Source organism: Chryseobacterium indoltheticum, assembly GCF_003815915.1.
Classification (GTDB): domain Bacteria; phylum Bacteroidota; class Bacteroidia; order Flavobacteriales; family Weeksellaceae; genus Chryseobacterium; species Chryseobacterium indoltheticum.
Map to the genome: position 1 here is coordinate 3,892,932 of NZ_CP033929.1, position 19,312 is coordinate 3,912,243.

Sequence of the window (19,312 nt, forward strand, 5' to 3'; positions counted from 1 at the left end):
AAGATAAAAAATTCAGCGGAGTCAAAGGCTCCGCTGAATTTCACGAATGTTTACTAAAAAAATGTATCAAAATCTTAAACTTTGATGAATTGCATTACTTCTCCAATTGCTTATAGCTTCTCTGAATAAAGTCTGTCAACTCTTTTCCTTTCAATAGGTTTTGAGAAAGTTTAGCCAAGTCTAAAGCATGTTTAATTAAGCCTTCTTTGCTTTCTGCATCTTCAGTCTTCAAAATCTGATTGGCAAATTCACTATTAGAATTCACTATCAGATTATACATTTCAGGGAAACCTCCCATTCCGAACATTCCGCCACCTCCGGTTGCCTGCATATCTTTCATTCTACGCATAAATTCGGGCTGAGTTATCGTAAACGGAGCATCATTACTATCTAAATCCTCCAGCTGAACAGTGAATTTTTTATCATTAATAGATTCTTCAACATTTTTCTTTAATGATTCTTTTTCAGTTTCATTTAATTTAGAAATTGCAGGTTCGTCTTTTTTAATCAAGTTATTGATGTGGTCTGCATCTACTCTTGCAAACGAAATCTTCTCTTTTGAAGTTTCCAATTTTTGAATTAAGTGCGGAACGATTGGCGAATCCAACAATATAACTTCATATCCTTTATCTTTCGCAGACTGAATGTAAGAGTGCTGTTCATCAGCATTCGTAGCGTAGAGAATCACCAAATTACCATCTTTATCAGTTTGATTAGCTTTAATTTTTTCTTCTAATTCATTCCAAAGGAAATATTTTCCGTCAGTTGTTGGATAAAGCGCAAATTTGTCAGACTTTTCGAAGAATTTCTCTTCAGAAATCATTCCGTATTCGATAACGATTTTGATATCGTTCCATTTTTTGTCGTAATCTTCACGGTTTTCGTTAATCAACGAAACCATTTTATCAGCCACTTTTTTCGTGATGTAAGAAGAAATTTTCTTCACCGCACCATCAGCTTGTAAATAAGAACGAGAAACGTTCAACGGAATATCCGGAGAATCGATCACCCCTCTCAACAACATCAAAAAGTCAGGAACAATTCCTTTCACCTCATCCGTTACGAAAACCTGATTTTGGTACAACTGAATTTTATCTTTTTCAATATTTAAATTATTTGCCAGTTTCGGGAAATATAAAACCCCTGTCAAGTTGAACGGATAATCAACATTCAAATGAATATTAAATAGCGGCTCCTCAAACTGCATTGGATACAATTCGTGGTAGAACGCTTTGTAATCTTCATCTTTTAATTCGCTCGGAGATTTCGTCCAAGCCGGAGTTGGATTATTAACAATATTATCAACCTCAACAGTTTCTGCAACCGCATCTTCTGCAGCACCTTCAGGCAAAGGAAGCGTTTCAGTTCTTGTTCCGAATTTAATTGGAACCGGCATAAATTTGTTGTACTTCGTCAACAATTCACGAATTTTTGCATCTTCCAAAAATTCTGTAGAATCTTCTGCGATATGAAGGATAATTTCAGTTCCTCTGTCTGTTTTAGCAGTCGTTTCTTCTAAAGTAAATTCAGGACTTCCGTCGCAAATCCAGTGAACAGCTGGCTCATCTTTAAATGATTTAGAAATAATTTCTACTTTTTCAGCTACCATAAAAGCAGAGTAAAAACCTAAACCAAAGTGCCCGATAATTCCTGAATCTTTAGCCGAATCTTTATATTTCTCTAAGAATTCTTCAGCTCCGGAAAATGCAACCTGATTGATGTATTTTTCAACCTCTTCAGCCGTCATTCCCAAACCTTGGTCGATGATGTAAAGTTTTTTGTTTTCCTTATCGATTTTTACCTCAATTTTCGGGTTTCCATAGTCTACTTTTGCTTCACCAATGTTGGTTAAGTGTTTTAATTTTAAAGTAGCGTCTGTGGCATTTGAAATTAATTCTCTTAAAAATATTTCGTGATCGCTGTATAAAAACTTTTTAATCAACGGAAAAATATTTTCCACCGAAACATTGATATTTCCTTTTGTCATTGTTATTGATTTTTAAATTATGATTATGTATTCTCAAATAAAATACCATTGAAAAGAAAGTGACAGATTGGCATTTTTACAGTTCCGGAATGTTTGAATGTCTACAATAAGAAGTAAGCTTTTATTGGCTGCGCAGCGACGACCTCTTCGATGCGCAGTCATTACCTGCTCACTGCGCAGTATTGATCTCAAAGCTGCGCATATTCTATAATCAGTGTGTATCAATAAAAAAAGACAGCCTTTCAGCTGTCTTCAGTATTTCAATCGAAACAAATTATTTTTTGTTATTGATGATCTCTTCTTTCACTTTGTTTTCAAGCTCTTCAGCCAACTCAGGATTATCTTTCAACAAATCTCTTACACCGTCACGACCCTGACCAAGCTTAGTTTCACCGTAGCTGAACCAAGAACCGCTTTTCTTCACAATTCCCATATCAACGGCAGTATCTAAGATCTCACCGGTTTTAGATACTCCTTCCCCGTACATAATATCAAATTCTGCCATTTTGAAAGGTGGAGCTACTTTGTTTTTTACAATCTTCACTTTCACACGGCTACCAACCGCTTCATCACCATTCTTGATTGGTGCACTTGCTTTTCTGATGTCTACTCTTACCGAAGCATAGAATTTCAATGCATTACCACCTGTCGTAGTTTCTGGGTTTCCGAACATTACACCAATTTTTTCTCTCAACTGGTTGATGAAAATCACGGTACATTTTGTTCTTGAAATAGTTGCTGTCAATTTTCTCAAAGCCTGAGACATCAATCTTGCATGAAGACCCATTTTAGAATCTCCCATTTCACCTTCAATTTCTGCTTTTGGCGTCAATGCTGCTACAGAGTCAATTACCACGATGTCGATTGCACCTGAACGAATCAAGTTATCAGCAATTTCCAAAGCTTGTTCACCGTTGTCGGGCTGAGAAATAATTAGATTTTCTAAGTCGATTCCTAATTTACCTGCATACCCTCTGTCGAAAGCGTGCTCAGCATCAATAAAAGCTGCAATTCCGCCTGCTTTTTGAGCTTCTGCAATTGCATGTAAAGTCAAAGTTGTTTTACCTGAAGATTCAGGTCCGTAGATCTCAATGATTCTACCTCTTGGATATCCGCCAACGCCCAAAGCGATGTCTAATCCTAATGATCCAGATGGAATTACTTCGATAGTCGTATCAATTGCACTATCTCCCAAAGTCATTACAGTTCCCTTTCCGTATGTTTTATCTAGCTTATCAAGCACCAATGCAAGTGCTTTTTTCTTATCATCTATGTTGCTCATATCGTATTAAAATAATTTTATCAAAATTACATAATTTAAATTTTAAAAGCTAATATTTTTTGTCTTTGAAATTTGATTTTAGCGTTAAAAAATGATAAACTTTATCTCTTTTAAAAAGAAAAATCAACGCAGAAATTTTTGGAAATATTGATTTGTTATTTTTAAAAGAGATAATTTTTCGGGAGCTTAATCTCGCTTTCCGCTGTATCTTTTTCGCCCTTGCTTTTTACCAATCCTATTCAGAAAAAGGATGTCGCTGCAATCGAGGCTATTGATAAAAGTTATTCACAAAATATGGGTAATAAGTAATGGGTAATGAGTAATTCTTTAATGGAAATTTGAGTTCTGTGTAATCCTTAGATAATCCTCCAACACTTTCATCTGGTCTTTATTTCCTTTTTTTATTCTGGCTTCACGGCTTACCGTAGCATCATATATTTTATTGATGATCTTTTTTGTAACAGGAAACCCTTTTTTGAAGGGAACATCGGGAATCTGCAGTCTTTTACAAACTTCATCGCCCAGTAAAAACCACGTACAGCAAATGTGTAAATACCGTAGATTTTTTCTTTGAAAACTATATTTCAAAATAGGATTTTCTAAAGACTCGTTCAGTAAGGAATGTGCCAGCAAAACTGAATCTTTATCGGAAGACGGCTGAATGGAAGTCCATAAATAAAAATACTCTGTAGCCTGTTTTTTGTCGTCTGGAAGAAGGTTTTCGGGAATTCCCAGTAAATATCCTACATATTTCCAGAGGTGAAAAAGCCCTTTCTCTTCATCTTCAGAAATGGTATTGCCAAATTTATGAAGACTGTGCAGGAAAACGAGACTAAAACCAATGTAAGTTGCCATCATATCCCAAGAATTGATGGGTTCTCCCCAATTTTTGGTATCCCAATTTTTGTAATGTTTTTTAATCGAAAGCCTTGCATAGGAATGGATAAGCCGTGTCTTAATGGCAAATTCATATCCTTTTTTATGAACTTCCAACGCATCATATCTTGTAACATTCACCCAAAAATCAAGTGTTTCCGAAAGTCTTTTTACGGCTCCTTTTTTTAGAGCTTCGGTGGCAACCAACGGTTTGTTGAGATAAGCATAATCGTAACCGCCAATTAGGCAGTAATCTCTGAGCGAAATCAAAGAATCGAGATTACTTCGCATACAAAGTTCCGCTCCGGATTTTATTAAGTCATAATCAAGCCATTCGGGAAGTTTTTGAGTCTGGGTAAAAAGCTTTTTTACACTTTCGGGAGCTTCATCATTCTGTGAAATTCCATTTCTGATATATTGTTCGATCTCTCGTGATGCTTCACTATACTTTTGGGTAAAATAAACATCTTTTACAACCTCATCTCCTACTTCATCTACATGATAATAGAATGGCGCAAATTTTTCAAAGTCTTTAAAATTCACTTCTGCCCCAGAAAAATCGATCAATTTCTTTCCGTTTCCTTTCGTCCAAAAATCTTTGAAATGACGAGAATCTTTAAATCTTGGCTGTAAACTATAGTCTTCCATTACTGATAAAGGTACAAGTTTTGCGCCGAAAACAGTTTGTGAGATTTGTCAGTTCTCATTTAATACATAATTTTTTTTACCTTAAAAGAATTAAAAAAAGTATTAAGAAAAGAAGAATTCAAAAGTTTATAAATTGTAAGAATAGTTGACAGGTGATAGTTGATATACTCAAATTATCTGATGTAAACCTAACAGGTTTCTGAGGCAGTATGAATATTTAATGCTTGTGTGCAATTTTTCATTTTTTATAACTTTTTGTATTTCTCTGCTAAGTCTACGCCTTTGTATAACTTTAAAACGACCAAATTTTAATATTCTTGTTTGCCTTTGCGTTAAGTTATGAACTTTGGATGTTTCTTTTGCAACTTTTAGGTTTAAAAAATATTTTAACCTTAAAAAGAAAAACCGCTCCAAAAATGGAACGGTTTAAATTTATATAAAAATTTTAGGATTAAGCTAAAACTTCTTTTACTTTGTTTGCAGCTTCTTCTAAAGTAATTGCAGAATGTACCGGAAGACCAGACTCATCAATTAATTTTTTAGCTTCTACAGCATTAGTTCCTTGTAATCTCACGATCAATGGAACCGGAAGGCTTCCCATCGCTTTATAAGCATCTACAACACCTTGAGCAACTCTGTCACATCTTACGATACCTCCGAAGATGTTGATCAAAATAGCTTTTACGTTTGGATCTCTCAAGATGATACCAAAAGCAGTCTGTACTCTTGCAGCATCAGCAGTACCACCAACGTCTAAGAAGTTAGCAGGATTACCACCAGATAATTTAATGATATCCATCGTTGCCATTGCAAGACCAGCTCCGTTTACCATACAAGCAACGTTACCGTCTAATTTCACGAAGTTAAGACCCGCTTCACCAGCTTCTACATCGATAGGATCTTCTTCTCTTGTGTCTCTAAGAGCTTCAAGATCTTTGTGACGGAACAATGAGTTACCATCCAAAGTTACTTTAGCATCTACAGCGATAATTTTGTTATCAGAAGTTTTCAAAACCGGGTTGATTTCGAAAAGAGAAGCATCAATCCCTGTATAAGCGTTGTATAATGAAGTGATGAATTTTGTGAATTCTTTGAAAGCATTTCCTTCAAGACCTAAGTTGAAAGCAATTTTTCTAGCCTGGAAACCTTGAAGACCGATAGCTGGATCGATCAATTCGTTGTGAATCAAATGAGGAGTTACTTCTGCAACGTGCTCAATATCCATACCACCTTCAGTAGAATATACGATTGTATTTTTACCTTGAGCTCTGTCTAAAAGAATAGAAACATAAAATTCTTTAGTTTCTGTTTCTCCAGGGTAATAAACGTCTTCTGCAACCAAAACAGAGTGTACTTTTTTACCTTCAGCAGAAGTTTGTGGAGTTACCAACTGCATTCCGATGATGTTTTGAGCATTTTCTTTAAGCTTATCCAAGTTTGGAGAAAACTTTACACCACCACCTTTACCACGACCACCTGCGTGAATCTGTGCCTTTACAACCCAAGCCTGAGCTCCGGTTTCAGCAGTCAATTTTTCTGCAGCTGCTACAGCTTCTTCTACGTTGTTTGCAACGAAACCACGTTGGATAGCTACTCCATACTTTGATAAAATCTCTTTTGATTGATACTCGTGAAGATTCATATTATTTTTATTATTTTATTTTAATATTTAAAGGTTGACAAATTTACTAAAAAGACATGGAAATTCAAGTTTATTGACTTAAAAATTAAGAATGTATTCTGGATTTTTCCTGATGCCTAAATTAAGAAAAGATTTAAAATATAGAAAACCACGAAAAAAAGCAGCTTTCTACAATTATTGTTTTGAACCAAGTGCAAGCGCCGAAGATTTAAAACAGCTTGTTTGTAATCAAATGCAAAATACATTAGTTTAAAGCTAGTTGTTTATAATAGAATGCAAATTACATTTATTTAAAACAGGATGTTTGTAATCAAATGCAGTTGCATTTTGTTTCCAACATATTGTTTGAATTCAAATGCATTTTTATTTTTAAAAAATCAATTGTTTTATTGCTAAATATTAAAAAAACAAGTTTTTATTATTCATGGTATATTTAAGATATAAAAATGATCAAGAAAATATCAAAGATTTTTTTGAAGTGGATTGTTTATTATTTATTTCCTGAAATTTATTCTTCAGCTAATTTCTCAGACTGTGAACCAATAAACGGAATTTTAGGCGCCAGGAAATAACCTGTCAAACTTGCAAATAGTATCGGAACGAAATACGTAAACCCAGTCAAAGTTCCCAAAATAATCGTTGTACTCATCGGCGTTCTTGTCACACACGCATTGATTGCCGCCATGCAGCTTACAATCGCCAAAGTAGTATCAACGGCAGGAAATAATTGGTGAATAATAAGACCTAAAGTCGTTCCTACAAAAAACAGCGGAATAATAAAACCACCTCTCCATCCTGAAGTTACGGTAATCGCAATAGCTAAGATTTTAAAAATTAAAATGACAATTAAAAAATTTAAGGTATAATCTCCATTGATCAATTCATTCACTTCATGGTGTCCGAAATACCTTGTCAATGGAAAATAGAAGGCGATAATTCCAAGTAAAATTCCGCCTACCAAAGTTTTGATGTAAATCGGAAATTTTCTGTATTCAAAGATTTTTTTGAAAAATTTAACGACAAAAATGAAAATCCAGCCAAATAAAGTTCCTACAATCCCGAAAGCGGTTGCATAGGCAAAATCGTAAACTCCGGTGTAATGATAAGCTTTCAAATCCCAAGTCGCTCCGATTCCCAGATGAATAATCAAAGCAAACATCAGATAACTGAAACAGCTCGCAACCAAAGCCGGAATGATTGCTTTATAATATTCCACGGCGTGTTTGTGATGAAGAATTTCAAGGGAAAATAAACTTCCACCAAGCGGAGCACCGAAAAGAGCGGTAAAACCAGATGCCATTCCGGCAATACTTAGAGAACGTAGCTCTTCACCTTTCAGCCTAAACAATTTTCCTAAATAAGTTCCAGTAGAACCGGTAAACTGAACCAAAGGCGCTTCCGGACCCAAACTTCCACCTGACGCCACACAAAAAAGAGATGACAAAATCATGGAAGGATTATTTTTAGGATCTAATTTTCCTTTATTAAACCGGATATTATTAACAATTAAATGAATTTCTCCCGGATCACCAATAAAATGAATGACCAAACCCGCCAAAAGACCAGAAATTGCCATTGTAGGAATCACCATCCAGCCTTGAAAATGATGCAGAAATTCTGTGAAATGTTCAAGCACAATCCAGTATAAACCGGCAATTATTCCGCCTACCAAACCTGTAATTGCCCACATAAAAAAAGTACGGCTGAATACGAAAGGATTAAACTTAATGGGTTGATCCAAAAGATTAAAGGTTCGTATTAATCGACGTCTTCTGTTGATTTTCATTTTAATTTATTTTAAAATTACGATCATCATTTGTTGAAAGTGTATTTATTCTTTTTGATAAAAAGCGTTTATTGAACCATTAAGAAGATATAAGCAGTTAAGGTTGGTCAAGATAAATCAAATAGATTTATTAAGCATTCCGCTCAAAGCGAAGCTCAGCTTAATTATTCTTAACTTTTTACGAAATCTTAATGGTTAAATTTAAAATGAACTCTTAAATTCTATTCTTTATAAAGTAAAAGATTAACATCAACCAAGCTAAAATCATAAACAATCCTCCAAGTGGGGTAATCGGTCCTAAAAACTTCAGGTTTGCACCCAAATAATCTTGTAAACTTAATCCGTAAATACTGAAAGAGAAAAGCATTGTTCCTGCAATCATCAGAATAGAAATCCATTTTTGAGATGAGGTGTCAAATTTTAAAATATATCCTGCAATCAGCAAAAAGAATGCGGCATACATTTGATATCTTACTCCTGTTTCAAAACTTTCGAGTCTTTCCACAGATAAAATTTTCTTTAAAGCATGCGCTCCGAATGCACCCAAAATAACGGATAACATTCCGTAAGCGGCACCGAAGACCAAAGTAATTGTTTTCATTTTATAATTCTTCTAATTCTAGTTTTAAATATTTCTTTGTTTTATAATCCTGCCAGGTTCCGATGATTTTATTTCCTTTTAAATCTGCTTCGATTAAGGCCCGGGGCACCCATTGTTTTAACTCTTCACTATAATAATCATCTTCTGTGATAGACAAATGATCGTGAACAAATTCTCCTCTCCAATTGATCAGTTTCTTATTTTTATCATACCAATAAGAAGCTGAAAAAGAATCATCTTCATTAATAGAATTTATTAAAACGGTCATTGGATATTTTCCATCGATTTTCCCTTTATATAGTTTATTATTAATACTTGTTTTATCAACTTTTTCAGAATCTGACAATAAGTTTTTTGCGTAAGAACTCCAATATTTCCCCAAATCTTTGTACGGAAATTCTACAACATGGCTACCCAGATCATCCAACGCTCTCATGGCATGGTTAGAACATCTTCCGGCAATGAATCTTATTTTATCTTCTGCAAAATAGTATTCAATTCCATCTAAAGTAAAATCGGTAAAGCAATCTTCATACATTGCAATCTGATCCAAAACTTCTTCCGAAGGATTTTTATCTGATTTCAATTCTGTAAGAAAATCATTAACTTCTTTCCTGACACTTTTCTGAATTAAACTTTCAACCGTTTTTTTTGAATTAGGCTGAAATAAATCTTTAGCATTAATTAAATTTCCAGTTCTCAAATCAAAGTTTTTCCAACTATCAAAACCTTCCGGATAAGCTCCTGAAGCCTCTCCAGTGATGGCAATGCTCAAAATATTTTTTGGAGTTTTAAGCTTTTCCCAACCATAAAAATAAACATAGTTAGAATACGATGTTTTTCCTGTAGACACCAATTTAGAAGGACTTCCTGCTGAACCGGGAATATATTCAAGCTGATCGACTTGCAAAAACGTGTTGATTTTATTTTCTACGAAAGGTTTTTCAGCATAAGAAACTTTTGGAAAAGCAAAATCTTCAGATTTAGGCTGCAAATCACTTATTTTTAAATTTTTCTGTTGCGAAAAACTTAAACCGGAAATCAAGAGGAAGAATAGAATTTTCTTTTTCACTATAAAGGATGTAAAAAATATGAAACCAACCTGCTAAGCAAAATTGCTCCTCCCAAAATAACAAACATTTTCCAAAATCTTTTAGAACCCCTAAAACCGGGATTATTTGTTTGTTTAAGAAATATTCCAAACACGATAAAAAAAACAGCCAGAATAATTTGTATCATTATTTTTCTCTCAATCTGTTAAATTCATTAATCACTTCGTGATGCGTCACCGTTTTATCTTTAAAATACGTCACAAAATGTTGTTTCTCTTCTTCCGTCGCACCCATTTGGTTTAAAATATTCAGAAGATGCATTTTCATGTGACCTTTCTGAATTCCTGTGGTTACTAAAGAACGTAAAGCCCCAAAATTCTGAGCCAATCCTGAAACCGCAAGAATACTCATCAATTCCTGAGCAGAAGGTTTTCCAAGAAGTGCCAAAGAGAATTTTACCAAAGGATGAAGATTCGTCAGACCACCGACAACTCCTACAGAAATCGGAAGGTCGATCCAGAATCTAAAAATTCCGTTATCGATTGTACAATGCGTCAACGAAGAATATCTTCCGTCTTTTGCAGCATAAGCATGCGCACAAGCTTCTGTTGCTCTGAAATCATTTCCGGTTGCGATAACAACTGCATCAACACCGTTCATAATTCCTTTATTGTGAGTCGTCGCACGGAAAGGTTCTATTTCGGCAATCGTAACCGCCTGTTTGAATTTTCTTGCAAACTCTTCATTTGAGATTCCGCTGTCGTCTTTCAATTCCTCAATTTTACAAGAAACCTCCGCTCTCACTACACAATCGGGAGTGAAGTTGGAAAGAATATTCATCACGATTTGTAAAGAATTTTTCTCTTCCTGTGTAAAATCTTCACTGATGACGATTTCCTGTTTTAAAGTTTTTCCGAACTGCTCCAGACATGAATTGATAAAGTTGGCTCCCATAGAATCTACGGTATCAAAACTTGCTTTTAGCTGATAATAATTGGGCATTTCGGAAGTTTTGTCGACTAATTTTATGTCTAAAATTCCGCCGCCACGATTTCTCATGTTTGCCGTAATCGCCTCTGTTGCTTCAAACAGTTTTTTCTTTAAATTGAAATTAAAAAAATGCTGAAGTTTATGAGATTCCACATCAATAATAAAATGGGTGTGCCCCAATTTTTCGGTGTTGATGATGGTTGTTTTAAATCCGCCCTTATCTATCCAGAATTTTGCTGCTTTCGAAGCCGCTGCAACTACCGAACTTTCTTCCACCGCCATTGGCAAGGCCAATAATTTTCCGTTGATCAAGAAATTGGGAGCGATACCGTAAGGCATATAAAAATTGGAAATTGTGTTTTCAGAAAACTCGTCATGAAGTTTCTGTAAATCTGCATTTTCGTTCCAATATTGATTGAGTATATTTTGATAATCCTGGTTTCCTTCGAGATATTCGTTAACAAGCCAATCTATTTTTCCCTGTTTGGTTAATTTAGAAAAACCTTCTACCGGTTTATGATTCATATGGATAATTTTTATATGTCGTGTGTAATCGTAATTTTTACGACTTCACTCATAAATTTAATGTCCGTAAATATACTAAATTTGCTTTGGAAATATGTTGATAAGTTATTGCTAAAAACACTGACTTTTCTCAATTTTGGACTTAATTTTGCTTAATAACAAAACCGTTTCAACCCATTTTAATTTAAAACTAAATGAATTTTGACCGCATAAAAGAGAAGCTTGAAATACTTGCAGATGCTGCAAAGTATGATGTTTCGTGCTCATCAAGCGGCGGAAAGAGAAAAAACAACGGTGGTTTGGGTGACAGCTCAGCAAGCGGAATTTGCCACACTTACACCGAAGACGGGAGATGTGTTTCGCTACTCAAAATTCTTTTGACCAATCATTGCATTTACGACTGTATTTATTGTGTTTCCAGAAAATCAAATGATATTAAGCGTGCTGCTTTTACGGTGGAAGAAGTGGTCGATTTAACGATAAGTTTCTACCGCAGAAATTATATTGAAGGTTTATTTTTAAGCTCAGGAATTTTCAAAGATGCCGACACCACAATGGAACGTTTGGTACGTGTTGCGAAAAAACTGAGAATTGAGCATAATTTCAACGGATATATTCATTTGAAATCGATTCCCGGAGCGAGTGACGATTTGATGAATGAAGCTGCGTTGTACGCAGATCGATTGTCTGTAAACCTTGAAATTCCGACAGAGTCCGGACTTAAATTATTAGCACCTGATAAAAATCGTGAAGATATGCTTCAGCCGATGCGTGTCGTTCAGAAAGGAATTCAGCAATATAAAGACGAAAAGAAAATAATCAGAAGTGCTCCCAAATTTGCTCCTGCCGGACAATCTACTCAAATGATTGTAGGTGCAACGAATGAAAACGATTTACAGATCATCAAAGTTGCCGATCATTTTTACAAAAATTACGGTATGAAACGGGTTTACTATTCGGGTTATATTCCTGTTACTGTAGATAACCGATTGCCATCAATTACTTCCGAAGTTCCTGTTTTACGGGAAAACCGTTTGTATCAGTCAGATTGGCTGATGCGTTTTTATGGTTTTAAAGCAGATGAGATTTTAGATTTCAACATGCCATTTCTTGATTTGGAGGTAGATCCGAAATTAAGTTGGGCATTGCGACATCTGGATCAGTTTCCTGTAAATCTTCAAACTGCAGACTATAAAATAATATTGAGAATTCCCGGAATTGGTGTAAAAACGGCACAAAAAATCGTAAGCGCAAGACGTTTTCAGGTTTTGAGTATTGACCATCTTAAAAAATTGGGAGCAGCGGTAAACCGCGCTAAATATTTCATTGATTTCACCTACGGAAATCCTTTTTTACGACATTTAACCGATTTAAATTTGAGGAAATTGATTATTGGTGGAAGTCAGTCTAAATTTCAAAATCAATTTTCACAGCAATTGAGTTTATTCTAATTTTTACTAAATTTACATTATCCATATTTGCTAAATTTGGACATTGTTAATATTTTTGAATAAAAATCTAGTAAAAATGAATGTAAGTTTCACGAAAAAACAGGAGGAATATATTTCTAATCAGATTGAATCTGGAGATTTCCAAAATGCAAGCGAGGTTGTAAGAGATGCTTTACGATTGCATGAGATTTATCGTCATCGCCTTATTCAAGATTTGAAAGCCGAAATTGAAAAAGGATGGGAAGGAACCTCAAGTTCACGCTCTATAAAAGATATTATAAAATCTAATAAAGCAAAGCAGGAATAATGTCTGAGAAATTTTATATTTTATCAGAAGCTGCCGATCAGGATTTGGAGGACATTTTTAATTTTACATTAGATAAATTCGGATTTGATCAGGCAGAAAGATATCTACTTGAAATAGATTTGGTTTTTCAGAATCTTATTGTACATCTGGAATTAGGCAAAAGACGAAATGAAATAAAAGAAAATTTGTACAGTTTTACAAAAGACAATCACGTTATTTTTTATCGAGTTTTAGACAATCACATTCGAATTGTTAGAATTCTCCACGGAAGTAGGGACATTCCAAACTATTTTTAATTTAAATCATTAAATATTTATAGGAAATTCTTCCTTCGTCAGAGTGACCAAAATTTTATAAAATCAATTTTCAAATCTCACATCTTCAAATTAAAAAAATGACCACTCTACTCTACGATGGCAGTTTCGACGGACTTTTTACTGCAATATTTGAGGTTTTCGAATATCGTTATAAAGATGTGGAAATTTTTAGCAAAGAGAATTTTCAACAGGAAAATATGTTTGCAGAAATTCATGAAGTGATTACACAGCAGGAAAAATCTGAAAGAGTTTTAAACAAATTAGAACAAACCATCGAAAAATCAGGAATTAATCAATTACTGAAAGTTTTTTTGTCGGAAGATCAGGAAATGGAAAAGCTGATTTTATCTGCTGTACAACAATCTATCAAACATCCCGGAGAAAATATTTTGCAAAATTTTGCGGATGAAGACATCCTTAAAATCTCAAAAATATGCAAATCGGTAAGCCGAGAAAGACATCGAATGACTGCTTTTGTACGTTTTGAAAAAATGCAGGACGACATCTATTTTGCAAAAATAGATCCTGATTTTAATGTTCTGCCTTTAATAAGAAAACATTTTAAAGATCGTTACGCCGATCAAAAATGGATGATTTATGATTTACGAAGACATTACGGTTTGTTGTATGATTTAGAAAACTGTGAATTCTTTTATCCTGATGAAAAGTTAGATTTAAACCAATATCAGCAAAAATTTCACGAAGAAGAAAAGAAATATCAGACGCTTTGGCAAAGTTATTTTACCAAAACCAATATTAAAGAAAGGAAAAATACAAAATTGCACATCCAGCACGTTCCAAAAAGATATCGGAAATATTTGACGGAAAAATGGTAAAAAATACTATTCTTACTTAAAGATTGAACTCCTACTGAGTTCTAATTGAGAGTCTTATCATTATCTACAAAGGTATCGCTCCTCCGAAGCTGTTCTTGGGAAATGGTAAATAAGTTTTACTAAAGTCAAATTTGACTTACAAAAGAAAAGCCGGGCTAAAGCCCGACTTTATCGATATTTTTCATAAAATTTTCTCGAAACAAATGCTGTTTTCAATTCCTGCGTATTGTCCGTAATTTGGAATAATGGCATAACCACATTTTTTATAAAGAGCAACTGCTTCTGTTTGCTTTTTGCCAGTTTCTAAAACTGTTTTTTCATAGCCCAATTCTTTTGTCCAGATTTCCAGTTCTTTTAAAACTGTTCTTGCAAAGCCTTTTCCACGATTATTAGGAATCGTAAACATTCTTTTTACTTCCATTGTATTATCGTAAATGGCTTTTATTGCTCCGCAAGCCACTGGTTTATCATCTTCAAAAATTACAATACAGTTTTTCAGCAGATCAATTTTATTATACTGGTCGTAAAAAGCATGATCTTCGCCATCTATTTCTGCAAGATAAGCATCTAGTTTTTTGACGAGATTTTGAAAATCGTTATTTTCTGAAGTTGTTCTGAGGATTTGCATTTTATTCGGATATAAGTTTTTTTAGCAGATTTAATTTAAAAATTCACCACAAATTTTCTTTCATTAATCAACTCAGCAATCGCCAACATATCTTTTCCTATCAAACGGTCATCTTCAAGTTTATCAACTTTTGTACGAAGAATTGCGAAGTTCTCTTCAATTATTTTTGAACATTTTGCAGGTCTTCTGAATTCTAAACCTTGCGCCGCAAACATTAATTCAACGGCCAAAATATTGACCAAATTCCCAAGAACCTGATTGAATTTTCGTCCTGAAATACTTCCCATCGAAACGTGATCCTCCTGCCCCAAACTTGTTGGAATAGAATCTGCAGATGCCGGAAAACAAAGCGTTTTATTCTCAGTCACCAAAGCTGCAGAAGTATATTGCGGAATCATAAATCCTGAGTTCAAACCTGAGCTTTCCGTCAATAATCTTGGTAAACCGTATTTCCCTTCCAATAATAAATAACTTCTTCTGTCTGAAATGTTTCCTAATTCAGCTACTGCCAACGTTGCATAATCTAAAGGCATTGCCATCAATTGTCCGTGGAAGTTTCCTCCTGAAATAGATTCTTCAGCGCTTAACACAATCGGATTATCGGTAACAGAATTTAATTCCGTTTCAGCCATTATTTTAAGATGTTCAAAAGCATTTCGACTTGCACCGTGGACTTGCGGAACGCATCTCATAGAATAAGGATCCTGTACTCTTTCGCATTCTTCGTGAGCTAGTAAGTTTTCAGAATTCTTTAAAAATTTCAGCATTCTCGCCGCTACTTTTTTGCTTCCTTCAAACGGTCTGATGTCGTGAAGTTCTTTTTTAAACGGACTTGCAGAACCTCTATATGCTTCAAGACTCATCGCTGCAGTCATATCCGCTAAGTCTAATAAATATTCAAATTTCTCTAAACCTTTTATCGCATGAGCTAGAATAAACTGAGTTCCGTTGATTAATCCTAAACCTTCTTTTGGTCCTAAAACTAAAGGCTCAAGATTATTTTTTTCTAAAACTTCATCGGTTTCGAAAATCTCATTTCCTACCCAAACCTGTCCGAGGCCTAAAAGTGGTAACACCAAATGTGAAAGTGGCGCCAAATCACCTGAAGCTCCTACAGAACCCTGTTCCGGAACTACAGGAATGATATCTTTCTCAAGCATCACAATAAATCTTTCGATCACTTCCAGAGAAACTCCTGAAAACCCCTTAGACAAAGCATGAACTTTCGAAATCATCATGATTTTTGAAAATTCTTTGTGAATAGGCTTTCCCACTCCTACTGCATGAGAAATAATTAAATTATACTGAAGTTGAGCTGTTTCATCAGCCGAAATTTTAGTATCACAAAGAGGTCCAAAGCCGGTATTAATACCATACACACAACGATCTGACTCTACAATCTGTTTTACATTATTCTGAGATTTAATAATCTGCTCCTTCGCTTCTTTACTTAATTGAGCTTTATTTGGGTCTTTACAGATTTCCAAAACATCATGAAAACTGAAAGTATCTATACCGTATATCATTTCAAAAAATTTGTTTAAAAATACACATTTTGAAGCATACCGAAAAAGCTGATTAAAGATAAAGTGCGGTATTCTTAAACAATACCAGCTTTTAACTATTATAAAAACACTTTAACCCAAAAATATTTTAACAAATCATCAAATATTTAGTTATTTTTACTGCATTAATTTAAACTAATATCTATGAAATTTAAAGCTCTATTACTGGCACTTTCTTTATCAAGTGCATTTTCATTTGCCCAGGAAAAGGTGAAATATTCTAAGGAGGACATCAAAAAAATGGAAACGTATTTATTCAATGAAGGATTTAATATTCCATCTCCAAAGAAAATATCTACCATTATCATGAAAGATGGTACTATAAACAAGGGATATTGCAGCAAAGTTGATTCTAAAAGAGGACAGATTTACGAAATTGCAATTAAAGACAGCGCCACAAAAAAGCAAATAACTTTTAATGCTGAAAATGTAAGTGAAATGTACATTTACCCAAGTAATGCTGAAAAAATTGCAAAAGTTGGAAAATATTTTGGAAACATCCGAAATTTCGGAACTAAAAAATTGACAAAAAACACAACTGCTGAAAGCATTCACTTCATCAATCAAACTGTTTCTTTAAAGAACAAAAAAGATGACAAAGAATTTTTGATGCAGCTCATTAATCCTGAATTCAATGACATCATCTCTGTTTATTACGATCCGAGAGCAAAAGAAACCGGTGGTTTTTCAGTTGGCGGTTCACCTCAATTGGGTGGCGGTGTTATTAAATCTTACTATGTAAAAAAAGGCGATAAAATAATGTGGCTACACAAAGATGATTTTGAAGACAACTATGATTTCTTATTTGGGGACAATGCAGAATTCGTGAAAAAATACCCCAAAAAATCTGTAGAATGGGATTATTTCAGCTTTTTGGTAAGTCAATACACTGAAATGACAAACGGATAAAATAATTTAACAATAAATCTGAAGCTGTAGAAATTCTACAGCTTTTTTGTTGTTTTCAAATACATTCAGAATGCTTAATTTTGTGTTATGAATCCGTCTTTAGAATTACAACTTAAAACTTTACCTTCCGAACCTGGCGTTTATCGATATTATGATAAAAACGAAAATCTGCTGTATGTAGGAAAGGCAAAAAATCTAAAGAAAAGAGTACTTTCTTATTTCAACAAAACGCTTTCCGGTTACCGTACCAGAATTATGGTCGGAAAAATAAACCGTCTTGAAACCACCATTGTAAACAGTGAATATGACGCACTTTTATTAGAAAATAATCTGATTAAAGAACATCAGCCTTTCTACAATGTGATGTTGAAAGATGATAAAACGTATCCCTGGATTTGCATTAAGAATGAAGATTTTCCTAGAATTTTTCTCACAAGAAATAAAATAAAAGATGGCTCAGAATATTTCGGACCTTACGCAAAAGTACGTCCTGCAAAGATTTTATTGGATACGATTAAGCATATCTATAAACTCCGTACCTGTAATTTAAATTTAGCTCCAAAAAAAATTGAGGAAGGAAAATACAAAGTCTGCCTTGAGTTTCATATTAAAAACTGTGAAGGACCGTGTGAAGATCTGGAAAGCAAAGAAGATTATGACCAAAAAATAGATGCGATTCGCGGGATTGTAAAGGGTGATTTCCGAAAAGCAAAAGAATATCTCATCAATCAAATGACGAAATATGCATCTAATCTACAGTTTGAGAATGCTCAAATTATTAAAGAAAGACTTGATATTCTGGAGGATTATCAGGTAAAACATACGGTCGTAAATCCGGATATTGATGATGTAGATGTTTTTGGAATGACGAGTGATGAAACGGCGGCTTACGTTAATTATTTCAAGATTAGAAACGGGAATATTATTCAGAGTTTTACGACAGAAATAAAAAAAATGCTTGAAGAAAGTGATGAAGAAATCATGGAAGAAGCATTGATTGAAATCCGCCAAAAATTTGATTCTGATTCTAAAGAAGTGTTGCTTCCGTTTCACTTAACCGTTGAAATCCCTAATGTAAAACTGATTGTTCCGAAGGTTGGAGACAAAAAAAGAATTGTAGAACTTTCAGAAAAAAATGCTAAAGAATACAGAATTGAAAAACTGAAACAGGTACAGATTGTAGATCCCGAAAGACATTCTAACAGAATTATGGCAGAAATGCAAAAACTCCTGAGGATGCCCGTCGAGCCGAGACATATCGAAGGTTTTGATAACTCTAATATTCAGGGAACCAATCCGGTTTCGGCATGTGTTGTTTTCAAAAACGGGAAGGCAAGCAAAGCAGATTACAGAATCTTCCATCCTAAAACAGTTACGGGTCCTGATGATTATAAGACGATGGAAGAAGTGATTTTCAGACGCTACAAAAGAATGCTGGATGAAGGAGAAAGTTTACCTCAATTAATTTTGATTGATGGTGGAAAAGGGCAACTATCTTCCGCAGTAAAAAGTTTAAAACTTCTTGGTCTTTACGGAAAAATTACCATTGTGGGAATTGCCAAAAGATTGGAAGAAATTTTCTTTCCCGAAGATCCTATTCCGTTGTATCTCGATAAAAAGTCTGAAACGCTTAAAATTTTACAACAAGTACGTGACGAAGCGCACCGTTTTGGGGTAAGACATCATAGAACAAGACGAACCAATTCTACGATAAAATCTGAGCTTGAGGAAATTCCGGGCGTTGGTGAAAAAACAATTGAATTGCTTTTATCTAAATTGAAATCAGTTAAAAGAATAAAAGAAGCCAACCTTGAAACTTTAGAGGAAATTTTAGGAAAATCTAAGGCAAAAATACTCTGGGAATTTTTCAATGCCGGATAAAATAAAAAACTCTTATCGATGATAAGAGT

At 34.3% G+C, this 19,312-nt stretch carries 16 protein-coding genes; 6 read left to right on the forward strand and 10 right to left on the reverse strand.

Annotated features, from left to right (window positions below; all coding sequences use genetic code 11):
• Positions 1–94: 94 nt before the first annotated feature.
• The 8 genes from htpG to EG358_RS17970 form a co-directional block, all read right to left on the reverse strand.
• Positions 95–1,987, reverse strand: a complete 1,893-nt coding sequence (gene htpG, locus EG358_RS17935; RefSeq protein ID WP_076562956.1) for a molecular chaperone HtpG — start codon at positions 1,985–1,987, stop codon at positions 95–97.
• Positions 1,988–2,261: 274 nt separating this feature from the next.
• Entirely contained in the window at positions 2,262–3,269 is a 1,008-nt protein-coding gene (recA, locus tag EG358_RS17940) for a recombinase RecA (RefSeq protein WP_047444724.1), read from the reverse strand.
• Positions 3,270–3,596: 327 nt separating this feature from the next.
• Entirely contained in the window at positions 3,597–4,793 is a 1,197-nt protein-coding gene (locus EG358_RS17945; protein ID WP_076562954.1) for an oxygenase MpaB family protein, read from the reverse strand.
• 451 nt (positions 4,794–5,244) lie between these two features.
• Positions 5,245–6,435: an ADP-forming succinate--CoA ligase subunit beta gene (sucC, locus tag EG358_RS17950; RefSeq protein WP_076562952.1), complete on the reverse strand. Its 1,191-nt coding sequence runs from the start codon at positions 6,433–6,435 to the stop codon at positions 5,245–5,247.
• Positions 6,436–6,943: 508 nt separating this feature from the next.
• Positions 6,944–8,221 (reverse strand): chloride channel protein, encoded by a 1,278-nt coding sequence (locus EG358_RS17955; RefSeq protein ID WP_076562950.1) that lies wholly within the window; start codon positions 8,219–8,221, stop codon positions 6,944–6,946.
• Between the two features lie 214 nt (positions 8,222–8,435).
• Positions 8,436–8,822, reverse strand: coding sequence for a DUF423 domain-containing protein (locus EG358_RS17960; RefSeq protein ID WP_076562948.1), 387 nt, complete (start codon positions 8,820–8,822; stop codon positions 8,436–8,438).
• A gap of 1 nt (position 8,823) precedes the next feature.
• Positions 8,824–9,894: a hypothetical protein gene (locus EG358_RS17965; protein WP_076562946.1), complete on the reverse strand. Its 1,071-nt coding sequence runs from the start codon at positions 9,892–9,894 to the stop codon at positions 8,824–8,826.
• A gap of 166 nt (positions 9,895–10,060) precedes the next feature.
• Positions 10,061–11,389 carry a hydroxymethylglutaryl-CoA reductase, degradative gene (locus EG358_RS17970; protein WP_076562944.1) on the reverse strand — a complete coding sequence of 443 codons (1,329 nt, stop codon included), beginning with the start codon at positions 11,387–11,389 and terminating at the stop codon, positions 10,061–10,063.
• A gap of 194 nt (positions 11,390–11,583) precedes the next feature.
• Between EG358_RS17970 and EG358_RS17975 the strand changes: the two genes are divergently transcribed.
• From EG358_RS17975 to EG358_RS17990, 4 genes are all read left to right on the forward strand, one after another.
• On the forward strand, positions 11,584–12,840 hold the full coding sequence (locus EG358_RS17975; protein WP_076562942.1) for a putative DNA modification/repair radical SAM protein: 1,257 nt from the start codon (positions 11,584–11,586) through the stop codon (positions 12,838–12,840).
• A 76-nt stretch (positions 12,841–12,916) separates the two neighbouring features.
• Positions 12,917–13,147 (forward strand): type II toxin-antitoxin system ParD family antitoxin, encoded by a 231-nt coding sequence (locus tag EG358_RS17980; RefSeq protein WP_076562940.1) that lies wholly within the window; start codon positions 12,917–12,919, stop codon positions 13,145–13,147.
• Positions 13,147–13,443 carry a type II toxin-antitoxin system RelE/ParE family toxin gene (locus tag EG358_RS17985; protein WP_076562938.1) on the forward strand — a complete coding sequence of 99 codons (297 nt, stop codon included), beginning with the start codon at positions 13,147–13,149 and terminating at the stop codon, positions 13,441–13,443. The genes EG358_RS17980 and EG358_RS17985 overlap by 1 nt, the downstream gene beginning before the upstream one ends.
• A gap of 98 nt (positions 13,444–13,541) precedes the next feature.
• On the forward strand, positions 13,542–14,300 hold the full coding sequence (locus tag EG358_RS17990) for a TIGR03915 family putative DNA repair protein (RefSeq protein ID WP_076562936.1): 759 nt from the start codon (positions 13,542–13,544) through the stop codon (positions 14,298–14,300).
• Positions 14,301–14,481: 181 nt separating this feature from the next.
• Here EG358_RS17990 and EG358_RS17995 read toward each other — a convergent pair whose 3' ends face one another.
• Both EG358_RS17995 and hutH read right to left on the reverse strand, forming a co-directional pair.
• Complete coding sequence (locus tag EG358_RS17995; RefSeq protein ID WP_076562934.1) at positions 14,482–14,928, reverse strand: GNAT family N-acetyltransferase; 447 nt, start codon at positions 14,926–14,928, stop codon at positions 14,482–14,484.
• A gap of 35 nt (positions 14,929–14,963) precedes the next feature.
• Positions 14,964–16,454 carry a histidine ammonia-lyase gene (hutH, locus tag EG358_RS18000; protein ID WP_076562932.1) on the reverse strand — a complete coding sequence of 497 codons (1,491 nt, stop codon included), beginning with the start codon at positions 16,452–16,454 and terminating at the stop codon, positions 14,964–14,966.
• 183 nt (positions 16,455–16,637) lie between these two features.
• Here hutH and EG358_RS18005 point away from each other — a divergent pair, with 183 nt between their 5' ends.
• Together EG358_RS18005 and uvrC are read left to right on the forward strand one after the other, a co-directional pair.
• Positions 16,638–17,402: a hypothetical protein gene (locus EG358_RS18005; RefSeq protein WP_076562930.1), complete on the forward strand. Its 765-nt coding sequence runs from the start codon at positions 16,638–16,640 to the stop codon at positions 17,400–17,402.
• Between the two features lie 87 nt (positions 17,403–17,489).
• A complete protein-coding gene (gene uvrC, locus EG358_RS18010; protein WP_076562928.1) occupies positions 17,490–19,283 on the forward strand; it encodes an excinuclease ABC subunit UvrC in 1,794 nt (597 codons plus the stop codon).
• The last annotated feature ends 29 nt before the right edge of the window (positions 19,284–19,312 follow it).

Excerpts from the sequence above, each read along its gene's own strand:
- EG358_RS18005 (WP_076562930.1), top strand. The coding sequence starts at position 16,638 with ATGAAATTTAAAGCTCTATTACTGGCACTTTCTTTATCAAGTGCATTT.
- EG358_RS17990 (WP_076562936.1), top strand. The coding sequence starts at position 13,542 with ATGACCACTCTACTCTACGATGGCAGTTTCGACGGACTTTTTACTGCA.
- recA (WP_047444724.1), bottom strand. The coding sequence starts at position 3,269 with ATGAGCAACATAGATGATAAGAAAAAAGCACTTGCATTGGTGCTTGAT.
- htpG (WP_076562956.1), bottom strand. The coding sequence starts at position 1,987 with ATGACAAAAGGAAATATCAATGTTTCGGTGGAAAATATTTTTCCGTTG.
- EG358_RS17955 (WP_076562950.1), bottom strand. The coding sequence starts at position 8,221 with ATGAAAATCAACAGAAGACGTCGATTAATACGAACCTTTAATCTTTTG.
- EG358_RS17995 (WP_076562934.1), bottom strand. The coding sequence starts at position 14,928 with ATGCAAATCCTCAGAACAACTTCAGAAAATAACGATTTTCAAAATCTC.
- EG358_RS17975 (WP_076562942.1), top strand. The coding sequence starts at position 11,584 with ATGAATTTTGACCGCATAAAAGAGAAGCTTGAAATACTTGCAGATGCT.
- EG358_RS17960 (WP_076562948.1), bottom strand. The coding sequence starts at position 8,822 with ATGAAAACAATTACTTTGGTCTTCGGTGCCGCTTACGGAATGTTATCC.
- EG358_RS17945 (WP_076562954.1), bottom strand. The coding sequence starts at position 4,793 with ATGGAAGACTATAGTTTACAGCCAAGATTTAAAGATTCTCGTCATTTC.
- EG358_RS17970 (WP_076562944.1), bottom strand. The coding sequence starts at position 11,389 with ATGAATCATAAACCGGTAGAAGGTTTTTCTAAATTAACCAAACAGGGA.
- EG358_RS17980 (WP_076562940.1), top strand. The coding sequence starts at position 12,917 with ATGAATGTAAGTTTCACGAAAAAACAGGAGGAATATATTTCTAATCAG.
- sucC (WP_076562952.1), bottom strand. The coding sequence starts at position 6,435 with ATGAATCTTCACGAGTATCAATCAAAAGAGATTTTATCAAAGTATGGA.
- hutH (WP_076562932.1), bottom strand. The coding sequence starts at position 16,454 with ATGATATACGGTATAGATACTTTCAGTTTTCATGATGTTTTGGAAATC.
- uvrC (WP_076562928.1), top strand. The coding sequence starts at position 17,490 with ATGAATCCGTCTTTAGAATTACAACTTAAAACTTTACCTTCCGAACCT.
- EG358_RS17985 (WP_076562938.1), top strand. The coding sequence starts at position 13,147 with ATGTCTGAGAAATTTTATATTTTATCAGAAGCTGCCGATCAGGATTTG.